Consider the following 24,892-nt stretch of genomic DNA (forward strand, 5'->3'; position numbering starts at 1 on the left):
TTAACCACAATTTAATTTTCCTGTCATTCTACAAATATAATAACTGTCAGGACCACTAAGATAAGCGGGTCTTCCCAGTGTTGCAGGATCGTAACTCATCGCGGGAATAGTAATTTGTGGCGATGAGTTAATGGCGTTAGATGCTGCATCATAAGCTCTTCCTCCTACTACACCACCAAGTGCGGCCCCTCCGGTCATACCTGCTGAGCCACCTAAGCGCCCCCCTATTGCTCCTCCTGCGACTGAACCAGCGGCCTGAGCTAATTCTCGTCCTGAATCCCCACCACTGACTTTTTTAGTTTCAAATATAGATAGTTTTTTCATATGATAATTCCTTTTATTGAAAGTAACTTACGTTGTCACACCCATCATTGCTTATTTAAGTATGGGTTTTATATACTTACCCATAAAGTCAAAAAAAGGAACAAACGTACAAATAACGGAGAAAAATAAAGAAACATAGAGCTTAGTTCCAAGGACTGGGACTCTCCAATCTAATACAACGTCGGACAAATACATCATTGCAACGAAAAAAAATACATAACATGACAGTTTGATAAGGATATTAAAAACAATAATTAAAAGCTTATAACCATTCATACGCCCTACACAAGATCAGATACAATAGATAATATTGTATTTAATGCGCCTTATAACATTCATAAAGTGAATAGCGCACGGTGATGTAGCTAACTTTATCAAATGAGAACTCAACTCAACAACATTAGAATATTCCGAACCAGCCATTACGTTACCGCTAATTTATTTTTCATCCAAGTCATAATTTTATTTATTTTTACCCTCTCATAAAAATAGCATGAATAAAATAAATGAGCATATTATTAGTATTAATAACTTAATTATAAAGCGAAGGGTTATTTAATTATGCATTCACCATAAAAATAAGAACACCAAACCTGCATATATATCATAAATTAAAAAGCCCTGACCATGAGATCAGGGCTCTATTATTATCTCTTGCTATTCGATAACTCTGAATAGTTGATTACAGCAGAATCCGCAGCATACGGCGCAGTGGTTCTGCCGCGCCCCATAGCAACTGGTCGCCGACGGTAAAGGCGGAGAGATATTCCGGCCCCATGTTCAGTTTACGCAGGCGGCCAACAGGGGTATTCAGTGTGCCAGTGACGGCCGCAGGGGTCAGTTCACGCATACTCAGCTCGCGATCGTTCGGAATAACACGAACCCAGTCATTGTGCGTCGCCAGCAATTGCTCGATTTCCGGCAACGGCACGTCTTTTTTCAGTTTCAGAGTGAATGCCTGGCTATGACAGCGCAGTGCGCCGATGCGGACACACAGACCATCAACTGGAATCACGCTACCGGTATTCAGAATTTTGTTCGTCTCGGCCTGACCTTTCCACTCTTCGCGACTCTGGCCGTTATCCAGCGCTTTGTCGATCCAAGGAATCAAGCTGCCAGCCAGCGGTACGCCAAAGTTATCCGTCGGCAAAGTGCCGCTGCGGGTGGCGGCAGTCACTTTACGTTCAATATCCAAAATGGCTGATGCAGGGTCCTGCAACTCTTTTGCCACACCAGCATGCAACATACCCATTTGCGTCAGCAACTCGCGCATATGACGCGCGCCGCCGCCGGATGCCGCTTGGTAAGTCGCAACAGATGCCCACTCAACCAAATTATTCGCAAACAGCCCCCCCAGAGACATCAGCATCAGGCTGACAGTACAGTTACCACCAGCAAAGGTCTTGATGCCTTTATCCAAACCCTGCTTAATGACATCGTGGTTAACTGGGTCGAGAATGATAATCGCGTCATCTTGCATGCGCAGTGAAGAAGCCGCATCAATCCAATAACCCTGCCAGCCCGCTTTACGCAGCTTTGGATAAACTTCGTTGGTATAATCCCCCCCTTGACAGGTGATAATAATATCCAATGCACTCAATGCATCAATATCAAAAGCATCCTGCAACGTGCCTTGCTGACCGGTGAATGTCGGTGCAGCCTGACCGTGTTGCGAGGTAGAGAAAAAGACTGGGCGAATGCCGTCAAAGTCGCGTTCTTCAATCATGCGTTGCATGAGGACTGAGCCGACCATACCGCGCCAGCCGATAAAACCAACGTTTTTCATGTTTACTGTCCTGCCTTGGAGGGTGACACTGATTAATGGAATGGCTGTCTTGTCATCTACACGTTGTAGTAGGGTATGGCAGACTGACTAAGATAGACGTCATACCACCTTACAAAATATGGACAAAGTGGCAAGTTAAATTATTCGATACCAGAATGATTCAAAGCAATCTTCCTAATATGTGACTTTGACTGGCTGGAAACGCCAGTCGTTTTGATTATTTTGAGGTAATAATGACAGAGATGATTGCAGCAACTGTGTTGCTGTTTTTGATTATGGATCCGCTAGGAAACTTGCCGATTTTTATGTCGGTGCTCAAGCATCTGGAGCCGAAACGGCGGCGAGTGGTATTGATCCGCGAATTGCTGATCGCACTCGTATTGATGCTGATTTTCCTGTTCGCTGGTGAGAAGATTTTGGCGTTCCTGAATCTGCGAACAGAAACCGTGTCGATATCTGGCGGTATCATTTTGTTTTTAATCGCCATTAAGATGATTTTCCCTTCACCCGAAAGCAGCGTCACCGGGCTATCGGCTGGGGAGGAACCCTTTTTGGTACCACTGGCGATTCCCTTGGTTGCCGGTCCGTCCATTTTGGCGACACTGATGCTGTTATCGCATCAATATCCAAATCAAATCAGCCACTTAGTTCTGGCACTGATGATTGCATGGGGTCTGTCCGCTGCGATTTTATTGATGTCGAATCTGTTCCTGCGTTTGCTCGGTAGTAAAGGAGTCAGTGCGCTGGAGCGGCTGATGGGGTTGATCTTGGTGATGCTATCGACGCAGATGTTTTTGGATGGCGTGCGAGCCTACCTGAGTAAATAAGCTCTACCCACAGATGTGATGACCAAAGCGGGGCGCGCTGCCCGCTTTGGATTTTCAGCATTTAGCGATAAGAAAGCGGTTCAACCCTGCCCTTCCAATGCTGACACACAGCGTCGCACCACTTCATCAATATCCGCATCAATATCCACGCAAATCACATCCGGCTCATCTGCACCGGGTTCTTCTAGTGCTTCAAACTGACTTTTCAGTAGGTCGGTCGGCATAAAATGGCCGGACCGGGCTTTGAGTCGCGCCATGATGACGTCAAAACTGCCTTTCAGATATACAAAGACCATGCCCTGATTACCTTCCCGCAGGCGGTCGCGATAGCGGCGTTTCAGTGCTGAGCAGACAATAATGCCAGTTTCATTTTTATGATTCAGGCTGTAGGCCGCATCACTCAGACGCTCCAGCCACGGCATACGGTCCTCATCATTGAGAGGATGCCCACTGCCCATTTTCTGAATATTGGCGCGAGGATGCAGATCGTCGCCATCAATAAATTTGGCATTAATTTGGCGGGCCACAGCTTCTCCCACCGTGGTTTTACCGCTGCCCGATACACCCATCACGATAATGCTATGTCCTGCCATAATTTTGATCTCTATCTCAGAATAGGAATTTTACCGCGCTCTATGGTTCCGTATTTTACCATGTTACCGGTATCATGATACCGGTAACAAATGGAGATGTGACTTTTATCACATAGGATAGAACATCGTTATTGAACTCAATCGCACAATCGCACAGACCGAAAGGCTGGGTGTAAATAATAAAACAAGGGTCACCTTCCTTCCCCTACCACCGGTGAAGATGGCTAAAAAAGATAACTAAAACAGATATATACTTAACGTAAGTGGAGAAACACCATGCCATTAGTCATTGTTGCGGTTGGCGTTGCCATGCTGCTGTTACTGATGATCCGTTTCAAGCTCAACGGATTTATCTCCCTGATACTGGTCGCGCTGGCGGTGGGTGTCATGCAAGGAATGCCCGTCGATAAAGTCGTCAGTTCAATCAAAGCTGGGGTGGGCGGAACACTGGGCAGTCTGGCGCTGATCATGGGCTTCGGTGCCATGCTCGGTAAATTACTGGCCGACTGCGGCGGCGCTCAACGAATTGCCACCACCCTGATTGATAAATTCGGTAAAAAACATATTCAGTGGGCCGTGGTACTGACCGGCTTCACCGTGGGTTTTGCCCTGTTCTATGAAGTCGGCTTTGTGTTGTTACTACCATTAGTATTCAGTATCGCTGCCTCAGCACGTATTCCGCTACTTTATGTGGGCGTACCAATGGCCGCCGCGCTGTCGGTGACTCACGGTTTCCTACCACCACATCCAGGCCCAACCGCCATTGCCACCATTTTCCACGCAGATATGGGTAAGACCCTGCTGTACGGGACATTACTGGCAATCCCAACGGTGATTCTGGCCGGCCCAGTATTTGCTCGTTTCCTGAAAGGGATCGATAAGCCGGTTCCTGAAGGGCTGTATAACCCGAAAACCTTCACCGACGAAGAGATGCCGAGCTTTGGTGTCAGTGTCAGTACGGCGCTGGTTCCGGTCATTTTAATGGCGCTGCGGGCAGTGGCAGAGATGATTTTGCCAAAAGGCCACCCGATTCTCTCTTATGCTGAGTTCTTTGGTGACCCAGTCATCGCCACACTGATTGCTGTGCTGATCGCAATTTTCACCTTTGGTTTAAACCGTGGCCGCTCAATGGAGTCGGTGATGGATACCGTCAGCGACTCCATTAAAATCATCGCGATGATGTTGCTGGTGATTGGCGGGGGCGGAGCTTTCAAGCAGGTTTTAGTCGACAGCGGCGTTGACCATTACATTGCTGGCATGATGAATAGCAGCGGCTTATCACCAATTTTGATGGCATGGACCATTGCGGCGGTTCTGCGTATCGCGCTGGGTTCGGCAACAGTTGCGGCGATTACCGCAGGCGGTATCGTGGCACCTTTAATCGCCACCACCGGTGCCAGTCCTGAGCTGATGGTGATTGCCGTCGGTTCCGGCAGCGTGATTTTCTCTCACGTAAACGATCCGGGTTTCTGGCTATTCAAGGAGTACTTCAACCTGACCATCGTCGAAACCTTTAAATCGTGGTCGGTGCTGGAAACTATTATTTCAGTCTGCGGCCTGGTCGGTTGCCTGCTGTTGTCGATGGTGATCTAGGCAATAATAGTTCAGAAAATAGTGCGTTAAATACTGCCGCCGGGGAGGATGGTGAAACCTACGTCAACCATCTTGGGTGTGACCACCTCTCCGCGCAGCCGTGCCAATAAACGCTCGGCACCGATTTGCCCCATTCTTTCGCGTGGAGTCAGCACACTGGCGAGCTTCGGCACCATCGACTGCCCAATATCATGACCATGAAAACCGGCTATCGCCATATCACGAGGGATAGATAGGCCCTGACGCTGGCACTCAAATACCGCACCTATTGCCAAGTCATCATTGGTACAGAAAATACTGTCAATCTGCGGATAACTCGACTGTGCCTCAATCAATAGCTCAGCCCCTGCAGAATAGGATGAAGATCGGCTGGTCATGACACTCATCGGCACCAAACCTGACTCACGCATCGCCTGCTCATAACCTTGCTGCTTAATCACCGTCCGCTCATCCTGACGCGCGCCAAAATAGACCACGTACTGATGGCCTTTGGCGATAATTTGCTGCGTCATCTGCCGCGCGGCTTCAAAGTTATTAAACCCCACAGCCAAATCAATACACGGCGAAGAACAATCCATCAGCTCAATAACAGGAATGCCCGCGACCTCAATCATTTTCAATGTGCGGGCAGTATGATGGCGCTCAGAGAGAATCAGGCCATCAATATTGTAGGAGAGTAGCGAGGTCAATCGCTGCTCCTCACGCTCTTTCTGATAGCCATAATGTGCCAACATGGTTTGGTAACCATGCGCATCCGTCACACTCTCAATACCGCGCAAAACCTCGGCAAAAACCTGATTAGTTAATGATGGCAGCAATACACCAATGGCATGACTGGTTGCATTTGAAAGGATATCGGGGGCGCGGTTGGGGATATAGCCTAGTTCATCTAGTGCCAGCGCGATTTTTTCCTGCAAGAGTGCGGAAACTTGTTCTGGATTACGCAAATAGCGGCTGACGGTCATTTTAGTGACCCCCACCATATCAGCGACATCTTGTAGCACTGGCCTTTTTTTCTTCATTATCAATGAACTGAGGCAGAGTAAACGGGATGTCATTCTAGCAAAGAATAAGGGGATATACCCAAAGTAATTGGCGTTACAGTTAGGCAGAAAACGAGTAACAAGAGCCGAGAATAACGCTGTCGCGTCGATTAAAAAGGGTATAACGCGATGCGCATACCCTTTATTAATTAGGCAGAAAACTTATACCGGTGGCAGATCAAACAACAAGATCTCACTATCTTCATCTGCATGAATAGACAGCGCTGTTTCATCCCAGATAGCGAATGCATCGCTGGCACCAGCATGGTGACCATTGATAGACACTTTACCGCGCACCACCTGTATCCAAATGCGGCGCTCTGCCTGAATCTGGTAAATCGACTGCTCTTCGCGCTTCAATGCCCAACGCCACAATGTCATGTCTTGGAACACTTTCAGCGAACCATCACGGGCATCCGGTGACAGCACGAGCTGCCGCCCTTGTGGGATGTCGAACATCTGCTGCTCATAACGCGGCGCTAAACCTGTTTCATTTGGAATAATCCAAATTTGGTATAGGTGCAGTAGTTGATCATCCCGCCCATTATATTCTGAATGGCGGATACCGGTACCGGCACTCATAATCTGGAACTCACCAGCATGAATCTGCTCTTTGTTACCCATACTGTCTTGATGCTCTACAGTACCGGACAGTACATAAGTCAGGATTTCCATGTCTTTATGTGGATGGGTGCCAAATCCCTGACCTGCGTCGATAACATCTTCGTTAATCACCCTCAGCGCTGAAAAACCCATAAACTCTGGATCGTAATAATCGGCGAATGAGAAGGTATGCCAGCTATCCAGCCAACCGTGATTAGCATGGCCGCGTTCTTCTGCTTTGCGTAAAAAAATCATGTTCAGTTCTCCTCAACGTTTTCTTTAGTCTAGATGTCGCTGGAGAATATGAAAGCGCAAAATACTCACTCCTCTGTTCAAAAAATTCGACTGATTAGTCAGCTGAAATACAAATGATTTGAATTTGGAGTCATTAGAGAGAGGAAACGTCGAGGTAAGTTGGGTATGGTAGTTTGCAGACTCATGATTCACAGAGAAAATAGCTAAAAACAGCTAAAAAAAAGCCAGCACCCGGCTGGCTAAGTAAACACTGGAAGCAATGTGAGCAATGTCGTGCCTTCGTAATGCGAACACCTAAACTTTGGTGGTCTCATCTGAAAGCACGACAATGATAATCATTATCACTCTCACTTGTAAAGTGTTTTTTTTAGCCAATTGCAATATTATTGAATCGAGTCAATAAACGGACTTTTTATCAGGTTATTCAAACGCTAAGAGTAAGGGTATGCTTATGAAGAATGTGCAGATACGCCACGTGGAATCCACCGACTACCAAGCCTTGCAGCAGCTATTTTCTCATCCACAGGTTTATCGCGACACGTTACAACTACCCCTACCTTCACAAGAGATGTGGGCTAAAAGGATTAAAGATTTTCCGGCAGGAGTTCATAATCTGGTGGCATGCATTGATGGAACAATTGTCGGGCAACTTACTGTTGATGCGAATCAACGGGCACGCCGCCGTCATGTCGCTACCTTTGGTATTGCTGTTGACGCGAATTTTTGTGGGAAAGGTGTCGGCAGTGCATTGATGGCTGCCATGATAGATTTATGTGATAACTGGCTGAATATACAACGTATTGAGCTAACTGTATTTATCGATAATGCAGCAGCTATCGCGCTTTATCATAAGTTTGGGTTTGAAATTGAAGGTACCAGTCCACGTTTTGCTTTCCGCGACGGTCAGTTTGTTGATGCTCATCATATGGGCCGGCTCAAGATACCCGCTTAACCATCAGGGGATAGTGCGCAAGCCTATCTCTATCCCCTAACAGATAATTAAGCGTGCAAGCCAACACATCTGCAATTTGCAAGATGACGGGTATTCATACCCTATAGACTTCAGAGTGCAGGAAGGCGGCAAACAAACGAATCCCGATGAGCTGACTCAAGTCAGTGATTCGGGTGAGTGAGTGCAGCCAACACACCTGCAATTTGAAAGATGACGGGTATGGCTAAATCCCAGCAGCCTCCTTAATATAACGCCGCGCCTTCACTGCATATTCAAATGGATTAGCAATAGCGGGATCTTGCTCCGCCTCTACCACCATCCAACCTTGATAGCCTTTTTCATCCAGTAATTTAAACACAGGTCGAAAATCAATAACGCCATCGCCGGGTACAGTGAATGTGCCCTTTTTAACGCCATCAAGGAAGCTGAGTTTTTTAGCTTTAACTTCAGCGACAACGTCATCACGAACGTCTTTCAGATGAACATGATTAATACGCGGTAAATACTTTTCTAAAATGGCTAACATGGCTTCTTGGCTGCCTTCGGAATAATAGGCATGACCCGTATCAAATAGCAGATAGACATCATCGTTAACCATGCTCATATAGCGATCTATTTCTTCGCTAGTTTGAATACCAGTCCCCATATGATGGTGTAAACAGACTTGCATACCCTTGGTCGCTGCAATTTTAGCTAACTCGTTATAACCCTCCGCCACACGCTGCCACTCTACATCAGTAAAGTAGGGTTTCTCTTCAAAGACTGCTTTTGTTGTTCCTTGAATGCTCTTACTCTGTTCTGAGCAACCAATCACTTTTGCCCCCATAGCATGGAGGAAGTTCATATGATTTGTGAATTCATCTATGGTCTTAGCGCGTTGATCATCAGCAAAGAAAGTACTGAACCAGGCATTACAGATCTGTATACCTCGCAGTTCAAGCATAGGTTTCAATACGTTAGGATCTCGTGGATATTTACTGCCAACTTCACTGCCGGTGAATCCGGCCAATGCCATCTCACTAATGCATTGTTGGAAAGTATTTTCTTTGCCTAAATCTGGCATATCGTCATTCGTCCAGCCAATAGGAGCGATTGCCAACTTCACACGATCTTTATTCATAATAAACCTCGCCGATACATCCAATTAATACAGATGAATACAATTAAAAGGTGATTAATTGCCGTCCTTTAATGCAAGAAATAGTCTTTATTCAAAAAGTAATAGGTCTTAATGGCGCCTAATATTCAGGCCATCAAGCGATGCTATTTGCCCAATAGTTCACGCTCAATTCGTTCGCGGGTAGCAACCGCCTGATGCACCATTTTTTCCGGATAACCAAAAAGAGACGTCGCAATAATTGATTCGCCGCCGACTTTAAAAGTGCGATTGGCGAAATCCATATCACGCAGGGTTTGGAATAGTGCCGAGAAATCAACCTCCCCTTCACCAATTCCCACATGCTGATGAATAACAGCATCAACCCCTGGTGGATTAACAATATAGCGACAGTGTTTAGTGTGATTCATGGTATCGGCGATCAATACGTGAGAGAGGTCATCACCGGCATATTTCAGCATACTGGCGACATCCCCTTTGCCTTTATCGTAGAAAAAGGTGTGAGGCACGCTATAGAGATATTTCACATTATCGCTGCGTAATGATTTCACTAAATCCGCAGTTTCATTATTTTCTTCGCAGAAATCCCACGGGTGAGATTGAATCTCTACCCGGATGCCTTCCCGCTCAATAATTGGCAATAACTCTTCCATTGAGCGATACCACATCTCTTCACAAATCTCGGGTTCATTCGGATCACCCGAGAGCTCGGTATTAATCACTGAAACACCCATTTCGACCGCAACCTCAATCATTCTCTTCCAGTTGGTTACCGCCGCTTGCCGCCGTGCTTCAAGCGGTCCAGCCCAGCGATATACCACGATAAAAGATGATATTTCGATTCCGGTCTCTTTTAGGACTTTCTTATATTCTGCGACAACTTCGCGGCCCGCTTTTGGATGTTTATAAAAGGGATTAATCTGTGGATGTGGTGACTGCTCTATATAGTCATATCCCCACTCCGCAACTTGGCGAACCATCTTGGTAATACCGAGCTCTTTAATAACATCAACGTCAAATGCAATCTTCATAACGCCCCCGATTTCACATGTGATGCGCGCAAACTTGAAATAAGCCCGGTTTGCAATAAAAGGTCTGACTATGCGGCAGCATGATGACTGACGCACAGGCGGCTGATATCGGTATTATTTATTATAAAAAGCAGGCCGTTGTGGCAAATCAACAGGAACAATTTCGCCATTGAGCTGAGCGGCAATACAGGCATCCGCAGTCACTGCGGCGGCGAAGCCATCCCAGGCAGAAGGCCCGGTGAGTTTTTCAGCCAGAACATCGTTAATAAAAGCTTGCAGCTCCACGTCATAGGCGTCGATAAAGCGATCTTTCCAATCGGTAAGAATTTCATGTGACAGACGAGCTTCACTGCGCAGCAACACTGATGATGGCTCCGGTAATTTTGCGATACCTATATCACCCACGACTTCACATTGAATGTCGTAGCCATATTGGCAGTTCACGAAAATTTCGACATCAATACGCGTCCCTTTCACCGTTTCAAATAACACGATCTGCGGGTCTTTCAGGTGTGTTTTGGCATGTTTGGCTTTACGTGGGAAAACAACCTGTACGGAAACATAGTCATCATCGAGTAACCAGCGCAATACATCAATCTCATGGATTAATGTGTCCGTGATAGCCATATCAGTCGTATAATTCTCACCCACAGTTGGGTTACGGTGGGCGCAGTGCAGCATCAGTGGCTCGCCAATCTTCCCACTGGTAATCACCCCTTTCAGTGCACGATAACCCTGATCATAAGGGCGCATAAACCCGACCTGAACCAAACGCTTACCTTGTGCAGCTTCAGCTTCTACAATGCGTTTACACCCCTCGGCCGTCACAGCCAATGGTTTTTCACAGAATACATATTTACCCGCAGCAATGGCGGCCAGAACAAACTCTTCGTGGCTCGGGCCCCAGGACGTGACTAGCACCGCATCCACTTCTTTTGCATTAATAACTTCATAGCCATCAGCATAAACATTCGCTTCAATACCTAGGTCGCGAATAACTTTAGTAGCATGTTCACGATTGATATCAGTCACAGCGACTACGCGGCTGCCCTGCAAAACCTTGCTACAACGACGAATATGATCCTGACCAATAGCACCCGTTCCGATCACACCAATATTTAACGACATATTATTTTCCTCATGAAGTTTCGGTTTGCAGGTGATACCTGCTCGTTTTATGACTTCACATCCAGATCACATACGATTAGAGCTGCTCTTTACCACTCATTGGGCTAGCGCTAATAGTCGCGAGCTTTGGCTATATTCTGTTCCAATACACGGACTACGGCGTCAGTCCTTTCACCTTCAGATACCTGAGCAACCCCTACCCGCCACCAACTCAGGTACTTATGTACCATGGTCTTTGGCAGCACTTTTATGTCAATCAAGGTAGAAACTGTCTGTAAACGGGCATCGGCCAATGCGTCGACCAATTGTTGTTCGGTGGAAACACGGTATGTTTTACAACCATAGGCAGCAGCTAGCATGGCGAAATCTACTGGAACAAAATTACCATCCAGTTGACCAGTTTCCTGATTGCGGAAGCGGAATTCAGTGGCATAGCTATCCATGCCATGTTCCATCTGGAGATTATTTATGCAGCCATTGGTCATGTTATCGAACAGTATCACGTTGATTTTGCAGCGCTCTTGGATAGAGGTGACCAGTTCGGAATGCAGCATCATGAAGGCACCGTCGCCGACTAACGAATAGACTTCACGGCTAGGTTCGGCCAGCTTCACACCCAATGCCGCACTGACTTCATAACCCATACACGAATAGCCATATTCAACGTGGTAACCATTGATCCCTTTGGTACGCCAAACTCGCTGTAAATCACCGGGTAGACTACCGGCTGCCGCAACAATGACGGCATCATGAGGCAATTGATTATTGAGTACACCCAGCACCTGGCTCTGCGTCAAGAATGAGCCAGTTTTCTGGATAAACTCAGCAAAAACGTGTTCACGATCCAAGTGGTCATTTATTTCAGGGATGAAATCCTCACCGCAGTACTCTACCTGATAGACTCGCTGTGTTTCTGCCAATTGTTCAGCACGCATCCGGGCGATTTCACCACCCCAGCCAGCCTGATAACCGGTGCTACCAAGCTGTTGATGCAATGCTGACAGAGCTTCACGCGCATCAGCCAGCAATTGCAAACCATCCAGTTTGCCAGCATCAAAAGCGCTAACATTAATATTGAGGAATGAAACGTTCGGGTTCTGGAATAACCATTTTGATGATGTTGTGAAATCGGAATAGCGCGTGCCAACACCGATCACTAGATCAGCCTGTTTTGCCAATGTATTCGCGGCCAAACAGCCTGTTTCACCAATACCGCCGAGATTCAATTCATGTTCGGAGCTGATAGTGCCTTTACCGGCTTGCGTCTCTACCCATGGCAAACCAAAGCATTCAGAAAATCGTTGTAATGCTTGACCCGCTTGCGAATATTTCACCCCTCCGCCACACACCAAAATCGGTTTACGCTTTGAGGTCAACAGAGCAATGGCATCAGCCAGCATTGCAGCACTGGCAGGTCGCCGATCAAGGCGATGGATTCGTTTTTGGAAGAAATAGTCTGGGTAATCATAGGCTTCTGCTTGAACATCTTGCGGCAGACAAAGTGTCACCGCGCCAGTCTCTGCGGGATCGGTCAGTACCCGCATCGCATTTATACACGCACTCATCAGCTGTTCTGGCCGCGTTATGCGATCCCAGTATTTACTGACCGGCTTGAATGCATCATTGGTGCTGATACTAAGATCATGAGACTGTTCAATTTGTTGCAGCACGGGATCAGGTTGGCGCGATGCAAACACATCGCCGGGAAGTAATAACAGTGGAATGCGGTTAGCCGTTGCCGTCGCTGCCGCAGTAATCATATTAGCGCTACCTGGCCCGACAGACGATGTACAAGCATAGATCTGCTGACGCAGTTTTTGTTTGGCAAAACCGGTTGCAGCATGGGCCATTCCTTGCTCATTTCGCCCCTGATGAACCACTAAGTCACCACAATTTTGTTCCAGTGCTTGCCCAATCCCCAGCACGTTACCATGGCCAAAAATAGCAAAAATCCCTTTGATAAATTTGATTTCCTGACCATCAACTTGCAGGTATTGATTGTCCAAAAATCGGACTAATGCCTGTGCAGTGGTTAGCCGAATCTTATTCATTTACCCATCCTTTGCTCTGTTTGCGCGACACCATGGTGACCGAAATACATCCAGCCCCTAAGGATACGTAGCCAAGAGAGGAAGCAAACTTGGTGGCTTCCACTATGCTGGCGACAGTAAGTTGAAACATAGTAGGGATTATAAACAAATATTTTTTTCATAAAATAACATTACAGAAGAAACATTTCATTATGCGATGAAGATCAAATAATCCAGTAAACGCTGAAACTACTGAACCACTCGCGACCCGTTCTATGCAGCGTTACCTTTACGCATCAAAATCAACATATATTACATTGATATTATTCAGTTATATTGCACTTTAATCTCTACTTCTACTCACCGAAAAAGCCACTAATAACTTGCGTAAGGGTTTAGCCTAAGTCCCATATTCTTGGGTGATATAAGGCTTTTATCCGCGTCACATAACCGGGGAATAAATTCCATTTAACCTTGAACTTGAAATTTTTATTCCTCATACTGTTTTTCGAAACGCCATTACAGATTCATTTCATCGATCATTGTCGGGGCTTGGTTTAATACAGAAGGAAATGGGGATGGGTACACAACACAAAGTGCTGGATGTCATATGTATCGGGCGCATTGCCGTCGATTTTTATGGGCAACAGATTGGTGCTCGTCTGGAAGATACCAGTACATTTGCCAAATATTTAGGCGGATCATCAGGTAATGTTGCTTATGGTACAGCGATTCAGGGATTAAAGTCAGGCATGCTGGCACGTGTAGGTGATGAACATATGGGCCGTTTTTTACGCGAGGAATTACAGCGTGTTGGGGCCGATACTCGTTTTCTGATTACTGATAAACAGCGCCTGACCGGGTTGGTTATTCTCGGTATCAAAGATCAAGAGACTTTTCCTCTGATTTTTTATCGTGAAAACTGTGCAGATATGGCCCTGACGCCGGACGATATTGACGAATCTTATATCGCTTCATCAAAAGCGTTGGCAATTACCGGCACACACCTCTCTCACCCAAACACCCGTGCAGCAGTGCTAAAAGCATTGGAATATGCTCATAAACATGGTTTACGGGCGGCCTTGGATATTGATTATCGCCCAGTATTATGGGATCTAACATCACTCGGAGATGGTGAAACACGTTTCATTGAGTCGCAAAAAGTGACGCAGGAATTACAGGAAGTACTGCATCATTTCAATTTAATCGTCGGTACTGAAGAAGAATTCCACATTGCAGGTGGTAGCACCGATACCCTGACAGCACTGCAAAATGTACGTAAGGCCACACAGGCAACACTGGTCTGCAAGCGGGGAGCACAAGGTTGTTCCGTGTTTGAAGGAGACATCCCCACAAATTGGGAAGTCGTAAAACTGCACTCAGGTGTCCGGGTCGAGGTCCTCAATGTGCTGGGTGCTGGCGATGCATTTATGTCTGGCCTACTTCGTGGTTATCTTAATGATGAGGGCTGGGAACAGGCTTGCCGTTATGCTAATGCCTGTGGAGCGCTGGTTGTTTCGCGTCATGGTTGTGCGCCAGCCATGCCGACCAAAATCGAATTAGATGATTATCTTAGCCGTGAAAATTCTGTTCCACGCCCAGATCGTGATGCCCGCCTTAATCATTTGCACCGAGTGACCACACGTAAACAGCAATGGCCTGAACTTTGTGTCTTCGCCTTTGATCACCGCAAGCAACTGGCTGATATGGCCCGTGAGGCCGGCGTTGGTGAAGAACGGATCCCTAAACTCAAAACATTACTACTACAGGCCGCGCAACAGGCGGCTCAAGAATCTGGCTTAGAGCATAAAAGTGGCATTCTGGCGGATACAACTTATGGTCAGGAAGCACTCAATACCATTACCGGGCAAGGGTGGTGGATAGGCCGACCCATTGAGTTACCCAGTTCAAGACCGTTACAGCTCGAACATGGCAATATTGGTTCCCAACTTATCGATTGGCCACTGGAACATGTTGTGAAGTGCCTAGTTTTTTATCACCCCAAAGACAGTGCAAAGCTACGCCAGCAACAAGATGAACTGATTCTTGATGTCTATCATGGATGCTGTAAAACAGGGCATGAACTGCTATTGGAAGTGATCTTACCTGAAGATAATGATGATAAAGATGAGCGTTATTATATTGAAACTATGGCTCATTTCTATCAGCTCGGTATTCAGCCGGATTGGTGGAAACTACCACCGCTAAGCGCCGAGAACTGGCAACAAGTTGGCAAATTGATTGAAGCGCAAGACCCCTATTGCCGTGGGGTACTCATTCTGGGTTTAGACTCCCCAGAAGCCATGTTAAAAGCAGGTTTTGCCGCAGCTGCACAGGCACCATGGGTGAAGGGTTTTGCCGTCGGCCGGACCATTTTTGGGCAGGCATCACGCCACTGGTTACAGGGTGAGTTGAATGATGCACAGCTGATTGCACAAGTGAAACAAAATTACCAAACGCTAATTGGGTATTGGCGTGACTATCGTCCAACAGTCTGAATCTAACACTGCCTTATAGGCGCTGACGTGTGAATACGTCGGCGCCATTATGCCGCTATCTACGCTATTTACTCCTTATACGCCCGAAAAAATCCTGATTTTTATCAAACTTAATAAAGTAAACTCTTTAGGTTAACCGCATTTCCTTTAAGATGGTTTTGTGAACTGATTCAAGTTGTAATGAAATAAAATAAAATGCCAATATCAGTAAATGAAATTTTCAAACCATCTGTTAGAATGCCTGACAGATAGCACCTTAATTTTCCTCTGCCGTGGGCCGAATGGATGAATAACCCTACTCAACTTTCATTGTTACAAGACCAAATTCGTCATCGTTATGAGACGTTAAGCAAACGCCTAAAACAGGTTGCCCGTTATATCTTGGATAACAGTAATAGCATTGCTTTTGATACGGTTGCTTCCATTGCGGCTCAAGCCAGTGTGCCACCTTCGACCTTAATTCGATTTGCCAATGCCTTTGGTTTCAGTGGCTTTAACGAAATGAAACAGGTATTTCGTCAACACCTGATGGAAGAGACGGTGAACTATACCGAGCGTGCTCGGTTGTTCCGCCAAACCTCCACAGATGGTAATACTGCACCAGAGAAACCGTCTGAAATACTGAATGTATTTACCATGGTCAATGCGCAAGCTCTGCAACAATTGGCAGTACAAACCAGTGCAGAACAGCTGGATAAAGCAGTTGAGTTGTTGAAAAACGCCGAAAATATCTATGTCATTGGCTTACGTCGCTCATTCAGCGTCGCGTCTTATCTAACCTATGCGCTACGCCATTTGGAACGGCGCGCTTTCTTGATTGATGGATTAGGTGGCATGTTTGCTGAACAGTTGAGCATGGTAAAACCTAAAGATGTCGTGATCGCCATCAGCTATTCGCCCTATGCGCAAGAAGCACTAGAACTGGTGGAGCTAGGCGCTAAAAGTGGTGCCCAGCAGATTGCGATTACGGATAGTCAGGTTAGCCCATTAGCGGCTTTCAGCGATGTGTGCTTTGTGGTGCGGGAGGCTCAGGTTGATGGATTCCGCTCGCAAGTTGCATCTATGTGCCTGGCGCAAACACTGGCGGTTTCATTGGCGCTGAATAACGCAAAGGCATAACGTCTAAAGCGCGGCTCTAGCTATTCCTGCCAGGAAGTGCATGATCTCAGTAGATTCATCAATGGGTAGAATTCTTTCTACCCATCCGCATTATTCTAATAGCCGTGAATTAGCCTTTCTTTACCGGATACTGATCACTATTGATCCAAGCGTGATCTTTCTCCCAAGTAAATCTCCATAGCCGTACTGGCCCTGCCATCACATTTAAATAATAGCTGTCATAGCCTGCCAATGTTGCCACTGGGTGATAACCCTTTGGCACTTTCACCACATCACGGTTATAAACCGGCATACATTCATCCAGCGAACGATCGTCGGTATACACCCGCTGCATACAGAAGCCTTGTTCTGGATTCAGCCGGTGATAATAGGTTTCCTCCAGATAGGTTTCATCTGTTGCATCTTCTTGATCATGCTTATGGCTCGGGTATGAACTGGTATTCCCTTCATCGGTATAGACTTCAACCACCAGCAAACTGTCCGCAGGTTCGCTGTCAGGTAAAATATTATGAACCAACCGTTGGTTACGCCCCTTTCCGCGCTGCTCAACACTGACATCTGCAGGTGTAATCAAACGGGAAGGTAAATGCCCTTTTGCTGGGGCACGGCATACAGCCAACTCCAGATCGGTCTCTGCCACGACTTTCACATGATCATGATGAGGGACATATACAGAATAAGGTGGTGTTCGCTCGAACGGACTCATGCGTTTGCCAATATGTGGATATTCAGCTCGTTGTGTTGAAACTGAAGCAATGCCTGCTATCAGTACTAGACAAAGTTCATTGTCACCACTGTCCAGGATTAATGTCTTACCCGCCGAGAGGCGATAAACATCAAACCCAACAAAACGCCAGCCCGCATTCTCTGGTGAAATATGCTGAATACGCTCATTCGCATCCGGCGACTGACATTTGGCAAGCAGTGAAGGCATAATGACTCTCCTATTAACAGCATGAAATTATTCGAAAAAACACCATCTATTGCATTAACCCAGCGTTGGCATACTGTATTCTGAAACAGTTTGTTGCCCCGTAGGCCAACGAGCTGTGGTTGTTTTCATCCGCGTATAAAAACGCACACCATCAGTACCGTGGACATTTAATGCACCGAATACAGACCGCTTCCAGCCACCAAAGCTGTGGAATGCCATTGGAACTGGAACCGGCACATTGACACCCACCATTCCAGCCTGAACTTCATGGACGAACTGCCGAGCATAATGGCCATTGCTGGTAAAAATAGCGCTCCCGTTACCAAATTCATGGCTATTCACGGTATCAATTGCTGTTTGGTAATCAGGAACTCTGACAATACCCAGTACTGGGCCAAAGATCTCTTCCCGATAAATCTTCATATCAGGAGTGACATGGTCAAATAATGTGCCACCGACATAATACCCTTGCTCATAGCCAGCAACTTTATAATTACGGCCATCTGTAACTAACGTCGCACCCTCTTTAACCCCTTGAGCAATGTAACCAATGACTTTTTCCTGGTGGGTGGCTGAAATTAACGGCCCCATCTCATTCTCTTCCCCACCTTGCTGAATACCAGGGCCAACACGCAATCGAGCAATAAGTGGTTTTAGCTTTTCGATTAACTTATCTGCTGTGCTATCGCCAACGACAACCGCGATAGGCAATGCCATACAACGCTCACCTGCGGATCCAAATGCGCCACCCATCAATGCATTTACCGTGGCATCCAGATCAGCATCCGGCATGATGATCGCCTGATTTTTTGCGGCGCCAAAAGCTTGTACACGCTTCCCATGAGCACTGGCCGTCGTGTAAATATGTTCAGCAACGGTGGATGACCCAACAAAGCTGACTGCCTGAATTCGTGAGTCAGTGCAGAGTTGGGCAGCACTTTCATTTGAACAGTGAATAACATTGAACACACCATCCGGTAATCCAGCTTCAGTTAATAACTCAGCCAAACGAACAGAAGCAGAAGGGTCTAGCGCAGGCGGTTTCAATATAAAAGTATTGCCGCAAGTTAATGCGACAGGGAACATCCACATTGGCACCATTGCTGGGAAATTGAATGGCGTTATACCAGCCACGACACCCAACGGTTGCATCATTGAGAAGCTATCGACACCAGTACCGACATCTGCGGAGTATTCACCTTTCAATAAGTGTGGGATACCACAGGCGAACTCGACCACCTCTAAGCCGCGAGTGATCTCTCCCAATGCATCGGAATAGACTTTGCCATGCTCGCGGACAATCAATTCAGCCAGTTCATCACGGTGTTGTTCAATCAATGCCTTAAAGTTGAACATGATACGGGCGCGGCGCAGAGGAGTAGTACGTGACCAGTCGGCAAACGCATGATGAGCAACCCCGATGGTCTGATAAACTTCCTCAGCAGTGCTTTGCGTCACCCGACCCTCAACCTTACCGGTGGCAGGATTATGAATATCGGCAGTCTGGTTGCTGGAACTCAGAGAATTCTTCCCGCCAATAAAGTTACTCACAATTTTCATGTCTCACCCTCTTCTTAATAGCGGCTATCGCAAGGGTCATTGAAAATGGCTATATGCCGGACACCTAACGGACCATGCGCTCAATCAGTAAGGGTTATCTTGTTGTTGAGCCAAGATAGCCCGCAAGGCGACCAGCCGCCAGAAAGGCGAAAAACCAGCCGATATGCAGACTCTATTCTATTGAAAAAAAAGTTTCAAATAACTTTCTTTAGAAATTTTGTTTTGTGCGATACCTCGCAAGTTCCTGCAAGCCTTCCAAGCAATCATGAAAATGTCCAGATCATCTCCGCATTGTGTTCATCCGCCTGCAATTTCTCATCTTTTCCGCTTGAATAAGCTGCTAATGTAAAAAAAAACAAACGCAATCAGTTGGCTCTTTGTCGCCTTAAGTCGCCTTTGTAAGATTTTTTTTAGCTCGATATTTGAGCTGGATCGAAAAATTAATGTTCCGTTATTTAATAAAAATGAAATGAATGTTCTTATTAAAATCAGTATGCACGTTACTTCAATCCAACTCTTGCCCTGCCTATTTCTCTCAACAGGTTAATGCAGCAGGTTGGCGACAAGGGACACTAAACGGAGTTTTTATGGCATATCAGCAAAAAAGGAATACCGGCTATGTGTTACGGATCTGCGGCATCGCCGCTCTCGGTGGCATCTTATTCGGCTACGACACTGCGGTTATCTCAGGTGCGATCGATTCACTGAAAAGTTACTTTAACCTTAGCCCAGCAGAAACCGGATGGGCAGTATCCAATGTTGTCATTGGTTGTGTGATTGGGGCATTTATCTCAGGCCCGATAGCAGGCCGTTGGGGGCGCAAAAAAGCGTTGATGCTGGCTGCGGCTCTATTTACTATTTCCGCTATCGGCGCTGCACTTGCAACCACTTTCACGGTATTTGTCATCTACCGAATTATCGGCGGATTGGCGGTAGGATTGGCCTCAACGGTTTCTCCCATGTATATGTCGGAGGTCTCCCCTAAAAATATGCGTGGCCGAGCACTGAGCATGCAACAATTTGCCATTGTATTTGGGCAGATCGTGATTTTTTACGTTAACTATAAAATTGCCAGCCAAGCCACAGAGCTTTGGTTGATTGAATATGGCTGGCGCTGGATGATTGGTTCAGCCGTTATTCCCTGTGCACTATTTTGTATCTTTGTTTTCTTTATTCCTGAATCTCCGCGCTGGAGCGTAATGGTGGGAAGAGAAGCTCAAGCATTAGCGATGCTCACCAAGGTCTCCAATGCCAGCCATGCTCAGAATGTGCTGAACGAAATAAAAATGTCACTGGCAGAAGATCGGCAACAGCATAAAAATCGACTGAACTACCAAGATTACAGAGTGCGTTTTATTATTTTTGTCGGCTGTATGCTGGCAATGTTGCAACAAGTGACTGGCGTGAACGTCATGATGTATTACGCGCCAGTCGTGCTGAAAGTCGTCACCGGTAGCATGCAAGAAGCGCTATTCCAAACCATCTGGCTCGGCGTACTTCAACTGGTTGGGTCGGTTATTGGTGCGGTGTTAATGGATCGCATGGGACGCTTACCACTAATGCGCTTTGGCACTATCGGCACCATCCTCGGATTACTGATTACCTCATTTGCCCTCTACAACCAGTCGACTGGTTATCTGGCACTGTTCGGTATGCTGTTCTTCATGATTTTCTACGCACTTTCATGGGGCGTAGGGACATGGGTACTGATTTCTGAAATATTTCCGAACCGCATGCGAGCGCAAGGTATGAGCATTGCAGTCGGTTGCATGTGGGTGGCCAACTTTGCTGTTTCACAAAGCTTCCCGATGATGAATGACCAACCTTATCTTTCATCACAATTCCACGGTGCCTTCCCAATGTGGATTTTCGCCATTTGCTGTTTATTCAGTTATTGGTTTATCTGCCGCTTTGTACCAGAAACCAAAGGGGTGGCACTGGAACATATGGAAGAGACCATGCTAGCAAAACGATCGAAAAAATCATTAGCAGAGGCCATACCAGTGGTTCCTAGTGAGAGTAAGTAACATCTTTATCGAGTAAGTTTTTCTATCGGCCATTATTTATTGAACGGTTAATTTCCGGGTCTCTTGGCTCGGAAAATAAATATATCTCAAGCAGTCACCATAGCAGGAGCAAATATCATGTCCATTGCACAAAATCGTTTCTGTATTAATCGTAAAATTGCCCCCAATTTAAGTATTGAAAGCTTTTTCCGTCTGGTTAAAAAATGTGGCTTAAATAAGGTTGAGTTACGCAATGACATGCCAAGTGGGAAAGTGACTGACGAGTTGACCACCGCACAACTTAATGCGCTGGCAAATGAATATGATATTGAGATTGTCACTATCAATGCCTTGCAATATTTCAACCTGCCTGAGCGCCGTTCTGTGCTGTTGCAAGAGGCAGAAGAGATGCTAAAACTGGCGCAAGCGATTCATTGCCATGGAGTTATCCTGTGCCCAAATTGTAGTACCAGTGATAAGCGTTCAGCCGAGCAAAAAGAGCAAGACACACTGGATGCCCTACTGTTGCTGGCACCGCTATTTAAAAAATATCAGGTCACTGGTTTAGTAGAACCTTTAGGTTTCGGCATCAGCTCATTACGCTCTCATCTGCTGACGCAATCCATCATCCACAAATCAGCCGCGCCCTACAAAATGGTATTAGATACCTTCCACTACTACCTGAGTGATATCGCTCAGGCTGAGTTTGATGCGCATATTGACGTCAATACGATTGGACTGGTGCATCTTTCCGGTGTCGAAGAGGCAAGATTGAAGTCCACATTAACTGATGAAGACCGCATCATGCTAAGTGATAAGGATAAATTGAACAGCAAGCAGCAGGTAGCCAATCTTGAACGGTTGGGTTATCAGGGAATATATGCTTTTGAGCCATTCTCCTCACAGCTGAATACTTGGTCAGAAGCCGATATTGAAAGAGAGATTCGCCAGAGCATTGCCTATTTGCAAAGTTAATAAGCCAAGCGAATAGGCAGAACAAGTAACAGCACTGCGAGTGATGGTCTGGCTGGGCGTGTTATCGCAGAGCTTAAGGGATATTTTCGGGATGTCTGTAGGAGCAGCCATCCCGAAACAGTGACGATTTTGGGAAGTACTCACGATACTGGGTAACGCTAACGACATGGATACAGATCAGATAATGCTAACCACCTTGGATAAGATTGTATTGCTACCCTTTTGCCATCAGTGCCCTAGCTATTTGATGCTGCGCCCCCCAACGAACAGCCAAACTTGCGGCACCGGCCAAGGTAATCAAAACGACAACCCCAGTCCAACCAAATCGTTCCAACATCAAACTACCCAAGGCGGACCCCATCGCCATGCCTATAAACATACCAGTAAATAACAAAGCATTAAGCCGACTGCGAGCCGCAGGCTCCAAGCTATAGATAATGGTTTGATGTGCCACCAACGAGGCTTGAACACCAAAATCAAAACCAATTGCGCTGATCACAATAAGCCCTATTTGAAAATGAAGCGGTAACAAGGGCAAGAGGAACAGAGCAGCAAATGACAGAGTTGCCAGACCAGAACCGATAAGGGTAACAACTTGTGGCCCACGGCGATCGGCCAATGTACCCGCTAAAGGAGCAGCCAATGCACCAGCAGCACCTGCCAAACCAAATGCACCTGCGACCGCACTTCCAAGGTGGTATGTGTCTTGTAACATTACAGCCAGCGTTGACCAAAATGCGCTGAACCCGACGGACAGTAAGCCCTGTGACAACGCTGCCCGACGTAAATCTTTAAACTGGAGCCATAAATGGCTCATCGATGCGAACAGTGCCGGATAACTCAGTATCGAGGTTGCGGGGACCTGCGGCAAGCGGCGCCATATGACGAGAGTAATCAAAATGACGGATAACGATGCCCCCATATATAGCGACCGCCATCCGAAGTATTCGGCGACAAAACCGCTGAGCACTCGAGACAGCAAAATGCCCAAGAGTAAACCTGTCATCACCGTTCCGACTGTTTTCCCTCGTTGTGCTGCCGAAACCAACGTAGCGGATGCTGGCACGATATCCTGCGCCATGGTTGCAGCCACCCCGATAACAAAACTCGTGACCAACAAGCCATGGATATCGGGAACAAAACCACTGAACAGCAGCGCGGCAGTCAGCAAAATGCCCTTCAATAAAATGATCATCCGACGGTCATGGCGATCGCCTAATGGGGCGAGTAACAAAATGCCCAATGCATAACCAATTTGTGTCAATGTCGGCACCATGCCCACCGTCCCGACACTAGCCTGCAAGTCAGTACCCATGACACCCAACAGTGGCTGACTGTAATAAATTGATGCGACGCTGAGGCCCGCGCCAGTTGCCAACATCAGAACTGTGCGGCCAGAAAGAGGGCGCTCGGTACTTTCTGCATGGCTAGAGGTGGTTTGAATGACTGACATGATGGCTACCTATAGTGATGTTGAGCCGCTATTTTTGCGTGCGCAGCCCTATCTTGGTAGTCGCTTGGGGAGTAAAACTGTTATACGCTTAACGTATGACTGAGCCTAATTTAGCAAGCATCGATCGTATAGAGTTGATGCAAACATTTATACGTATTGTCGAGGCGGGGAGTTTATCCGGGGCGGCAGTGCGCTTGGGTACCAGCCAGCCGACTATCAGCCGCCGGTTGCAGACACTGGAGCGCTTACTGGGTCTAAAGTTATTACAGCGCACGACCCACATCATGAAGTTGACCGACGATGGCGAGCGCTGCTATTCCCATGCTAAGTCACTGATTGATAGCTGGAATACCATGGCTGATGACTTGCGTGGTGCGACAGATGAACCCAGAGGGTTGCTGCGGGTTTTGGTTCCACACGCTTTCGGGCAAGACCAGTTAATCAAGCCACTGAAAGAGTATCTGCGCCGTTATCCGAAGATGAGTGTTGAGTGGATGCTCAACGACCGTCGGCCCGATTTTATTGCAGAAGGCATTGATTGTGCCATTCAAGTCGGCGCGGTAACCGACCCTTCGGTGGTGGCGATCTTGCTAGCCGAAATACCGCGTATTGTGGTTGCCGCACCTGAACGGCTGGCCGGTAAGCCAATACCGACGCATCCTGAACAATTGCAGGGTTTTCAGTGGCTAGCATTAAATTCGTTCTACCGTAATGAAGTGGTATTGAGCCACAAAACAGATGGTGAAATCTATCGGCTGGCCATTCAGCCACAACTTAGCACCGACAGCCTATATGCATTACGTAACGCCGCATTGGCTGGGCTAGGTGCGGGGATCGCCTCAACCTGGGTGATAAGCGATGACCTTGCACAGGGACGGTTAGTGCATTTGACGCCAGATTGGCAGGGGCTACCTTTACCTATATATCTGGTTTATCCCCATGCCAGCTTTTACCCCGCCAGACTGCGGGCATTTCTTGATATTATGCGCCAAGCCATGCCGAGTCTAGCCGGAACACAAAGCCCAACCAAACTGTCGCGATTCAAACGAAGTTAAAGGAGAGAAG

20 protein-coding genes are annotated in these 24,892 nt (G+C 46.8%); 8 read left to right on the plus strand and 12 right to left on the minus strand.

The features are described from left to right. Positions 1-324, minus strand: coding sequence for a hypothetical protein (locus ACZ76_RS08260; protein ID WP_048618384.1), 324 nt, complete (start codon positions 322-324; stop codon positions 1-3). 682 nt (positions 325-1,006) lie between these two features. Then, positions 1,007-2,110, minus strand: coding sequence for an aspartate-semialdehyde dehydrogenase (gene asd / locus ACZ76_RS08265; RefSeq protein ID WP_048618386.1), 1,104 nt, complete (start codon positions 2,108-2,110; stop codon positions 1,007-1,009). Positions 2,111-2,343: 233 nt separating this feature from the next. Between asd and ACZ76_RS08270 the strand changes: the two genes are divergently transcribed. After that, positions 2,344-2,937: a YhgN family NAAT transporter gene (locus tag ACZ76_RS08270; RefSeq protein WP_048618387.1), complete on the plus strand. Its 594-nt coding sequence runs from the start codon at positions 2,344-2,346 to the stop codon at positions 2,935-2,937. 80 nt (positions 2,938-3,017) lie between these two features. On the opposite strand, the gene ACZ76_RS08275 is transcribed toward ACZ76_RS08270, so the two are convergent. Further along, on the minus strand, positions 3,018-3,530 hold the full coding sequence (locus ACZ76_RS08275) for a gluconokinase (protein ID WP_048618389.1): 513 nt from the start codon (positions 3,528-3,530) through the stop codon (positions 3,018-3,020). Positions 3,531-3,806: 276 nt separating this feature from the next. Between ACZ76_RS08275 and gntT the strand changes: the two genes are divergently transcribed. Next, on the plus strand, positions 3,807-5,123 hold the full coding sequence (gntT, locus tag ACZ76_RS08280; RefSeq protein WP_048618391.1) for a gluconate transporter: 1,317 nt from the start codon (positions 3,807-3,809) through the stop codon (positions 5,121-5,123). 26 nt (positions 5,124-5,149) lie between these two features. Here gntT and gntR read toward each other — a convergent pair whose 3' ends face one another. Then, complete coding sequence (gene gntR, locus ACZ76_RS08285; RefSeq protein WP_048618393.1) at positions 5,150-6,145, minus strand: gluconate operon transcriptional repressor GntR; 996 nt, start codon at positions 6,143-6,145, stop codon at positions 5,150-5,152. 183 nt (positions 6,146-6,328) lie between these two features. Continuing rightward, the gene (locus ACZ76_RS08290; protein ID WP_048618395.1) at positions 6,329-7,024 is read right to left on the minus strand and encodes a pirin family protein; all 696 of its coding nucleotides are present in this window, start codon (positions 7,022-7,024) and stop codon (positions 6,329-6,331) included. Between the two features lie 451 nt (positions 7,025-7,475). Here ACZ76_RS08290 and ACZ76_RS08295 point away from each other — a divergent pair, with 451 nt between their 5' ends. Next, on the plus strand, positions 7,476-7,976 hold the full coding sequence (locus tag ACZ76_RS08295) for a GNAT family N-acetyltransferase (protein ID WP_048618397.1): 501 nt from the start codon (positions 7,476-7,478) through the stop codon (positions 7,974-7,976). Between the two features lie 223 nt (positions 7,977-8,199). Here the strand turns inward: ACZ76_RS08295 and iolE are convergent, their stop codons facing one another. The 4 genes from iolE to iolD all read right to left on the minus strand — a co-directional run bounded on the left by iolE (position 8,200) and on the right by iolD (position 13,303). Then, positions 8,200-9,096, minus strand: coding sequence for a myo-inosose-2 dehydratase (gene iolE, locus ACZ76_RS08300; RefSeq protein ID WP_048618399.1), 897 nt, complete (start codon positions 9,094-9,096; stop codon positions 8,200-8,202). Positions 9,097-9,239: 143 nt separating this feature from the next. Beyond that, on the minus strand, positions 9,240-10,124 hold the full coding sequence (locus ACZ76_RS08305; protein ID WP_048618400.1) for a sugar phosphate isomerase/epimerase family protein: 885 nt from the start codon (positions 10,122-10,124) through the stop codon (positions 9,240-9,242). Positions 10,125-10,238: 114 nt separating this feature from the next. Then, positions 10,239-11,252 (minus strand): Gfo/Idh/MocA family protein, encoded by a 1,014-nt coding sequence (locus tag ACZ76_RS08310; RefSeq protein ID WP_048618402.1) that lies wholly within the window; start codon positions 11,250-11,252, stop codon positions 10,239-10,241. A 110-nt stretch (positions 11,253-11,362) separates the two neighbouring features. Then, complete coding sequence (gene iolD, locus ACZ76_RS08315) at positions 11,363-13,303, minus strand: 3D-(3,5/4)-trihydroxycyclohexane-1,2-dione acylhydrolase (decyclizing) (protein ID WP_048618404.1); 1,941 nt, start codon at positions 13,301-13,303, stop codon at positions 11,363-11,365. Positions 13,304-13,860: 557 nt separating this feature from the next. Here iolD and ACZ76_RS08320 point away from each other — a divergent pair. Continuing rightward, on the plus strand, positions 13,861-15,780 hold the full coding sequence (locus ACZ76_RS08320) for a bifunctional 5-dehydro-2-deoxygluconokinase/5-dehydro-2-deoxyphosphogluconate aldolase (protein ID WP_048618406.1): 1,920 nt from the start codon (positions 13,861-13,863) through the stop codon (positions 15,778-15,780). A gap of 285 nt (positions 15,781-16,065) precedes the next feature. Continuing rightward, complete coding sequence (locus tag ACZ76_RS08325) at positions 16,066-16,899, plus strand: MurR/RpiR family transcriptional regulator (RefSeq protein ID WP_048618408.1); 834 nt, start codon at positions 16,066-16,068, stop codon at positions 16,897-16,899. Between the two features lie 109 nt (positions 16,900-17,008). Here ACZ76_RS08325 and iolB read toward each other — a convergent pair whose 3' ends face one another. Continuing rightward, positions 17,009-17,833 (minus strand): 5-deoxy-glucuronate isomerase, encoded by an 825-nt coding sequence (gene iolB, locus ACZ76_RS08330; RefSeq protein WP_048618409.1) that lies wholly within the window; start codon positions 17,831-17,833, stop codon positions 17,009-17,011. A 54-nt stretch (positions 17,834-17,887) separates the two neighbouring features. Then, entirely contained in the window at positions 17,888-19,393 is a 1,506-nt protein-coding gene (locus tag ACZ76_RS08335) for a CoA-acylating methylmalonate-semialdehyde dehydrogenase (RefSeq protein WP_048618412.1), read from the minus strand. Positions 19,394-19,980: 587 nt separating this feature from the next. On the opposite strand from ACZ76_RS08335, the gene ACZ76_RS08340 reads away from it, so the two are divergent. After that, positions 19,981-21,420, plus strand: coding sequence for a sugar porter family MFS transporter (locus ACZ76_RS08340; protein WP_048618414.1), 1,440 nt, complete (start codon positions 19,981-19,983; stop codon positions 21,418-21,420). A 117-nt stretch (positions 21,421-21,537) separates the two neighbouring features. Next, entirely contained in the window at positions 21,538-22,374 is an 837-nt protein-coding gene (locus ACZ76_RS08345) for a TIM barrel protein (protein WP_048618416.1), read from the plus strand. 214 nt (positions 22,375-22,588) lie between these two features. Here ACZ76_RS08345 and ACZ76_RS08350 read toward each other — a convergent pair whose 3' ends face one another. Further along, entirely contained in the window at positions 22,589-23,827 is a 1,239-nt protein-coding gene (locus ACZ76_RS08350) for an MFS transporter (RefSeq protein WP_048618418.1), read from the minus strand. 95 nt (positions 23,828-23,922) lie between these two features. On the opposite strand from ACZ76_RS08350, the gene ACZ76_RS08355 reads away from it, so the two are divergent. Further along, positions 23,923-24,882, plus strand: coding sequence for a LysR family transcriptional regulator (locus ACZ76_RS08355; protein WP_048618420.1), 960 nt, complete (start codon positions 23,923-23,925; stop codon positions 24,880-24,882). The last annotated feature ends 10 nt before the right edge of the window (positions 24,883-24,892 follow it).

It is taken from the genome of Yersinia aleksiciae (genome assembly GCF_001047675.1).
GTDB lineage: Bacteria > Pseudomonadota > Gammaproteobacteria > Enterobacterales > Enterobacteriaceae > Yersinia > Yersinia aleksiciae.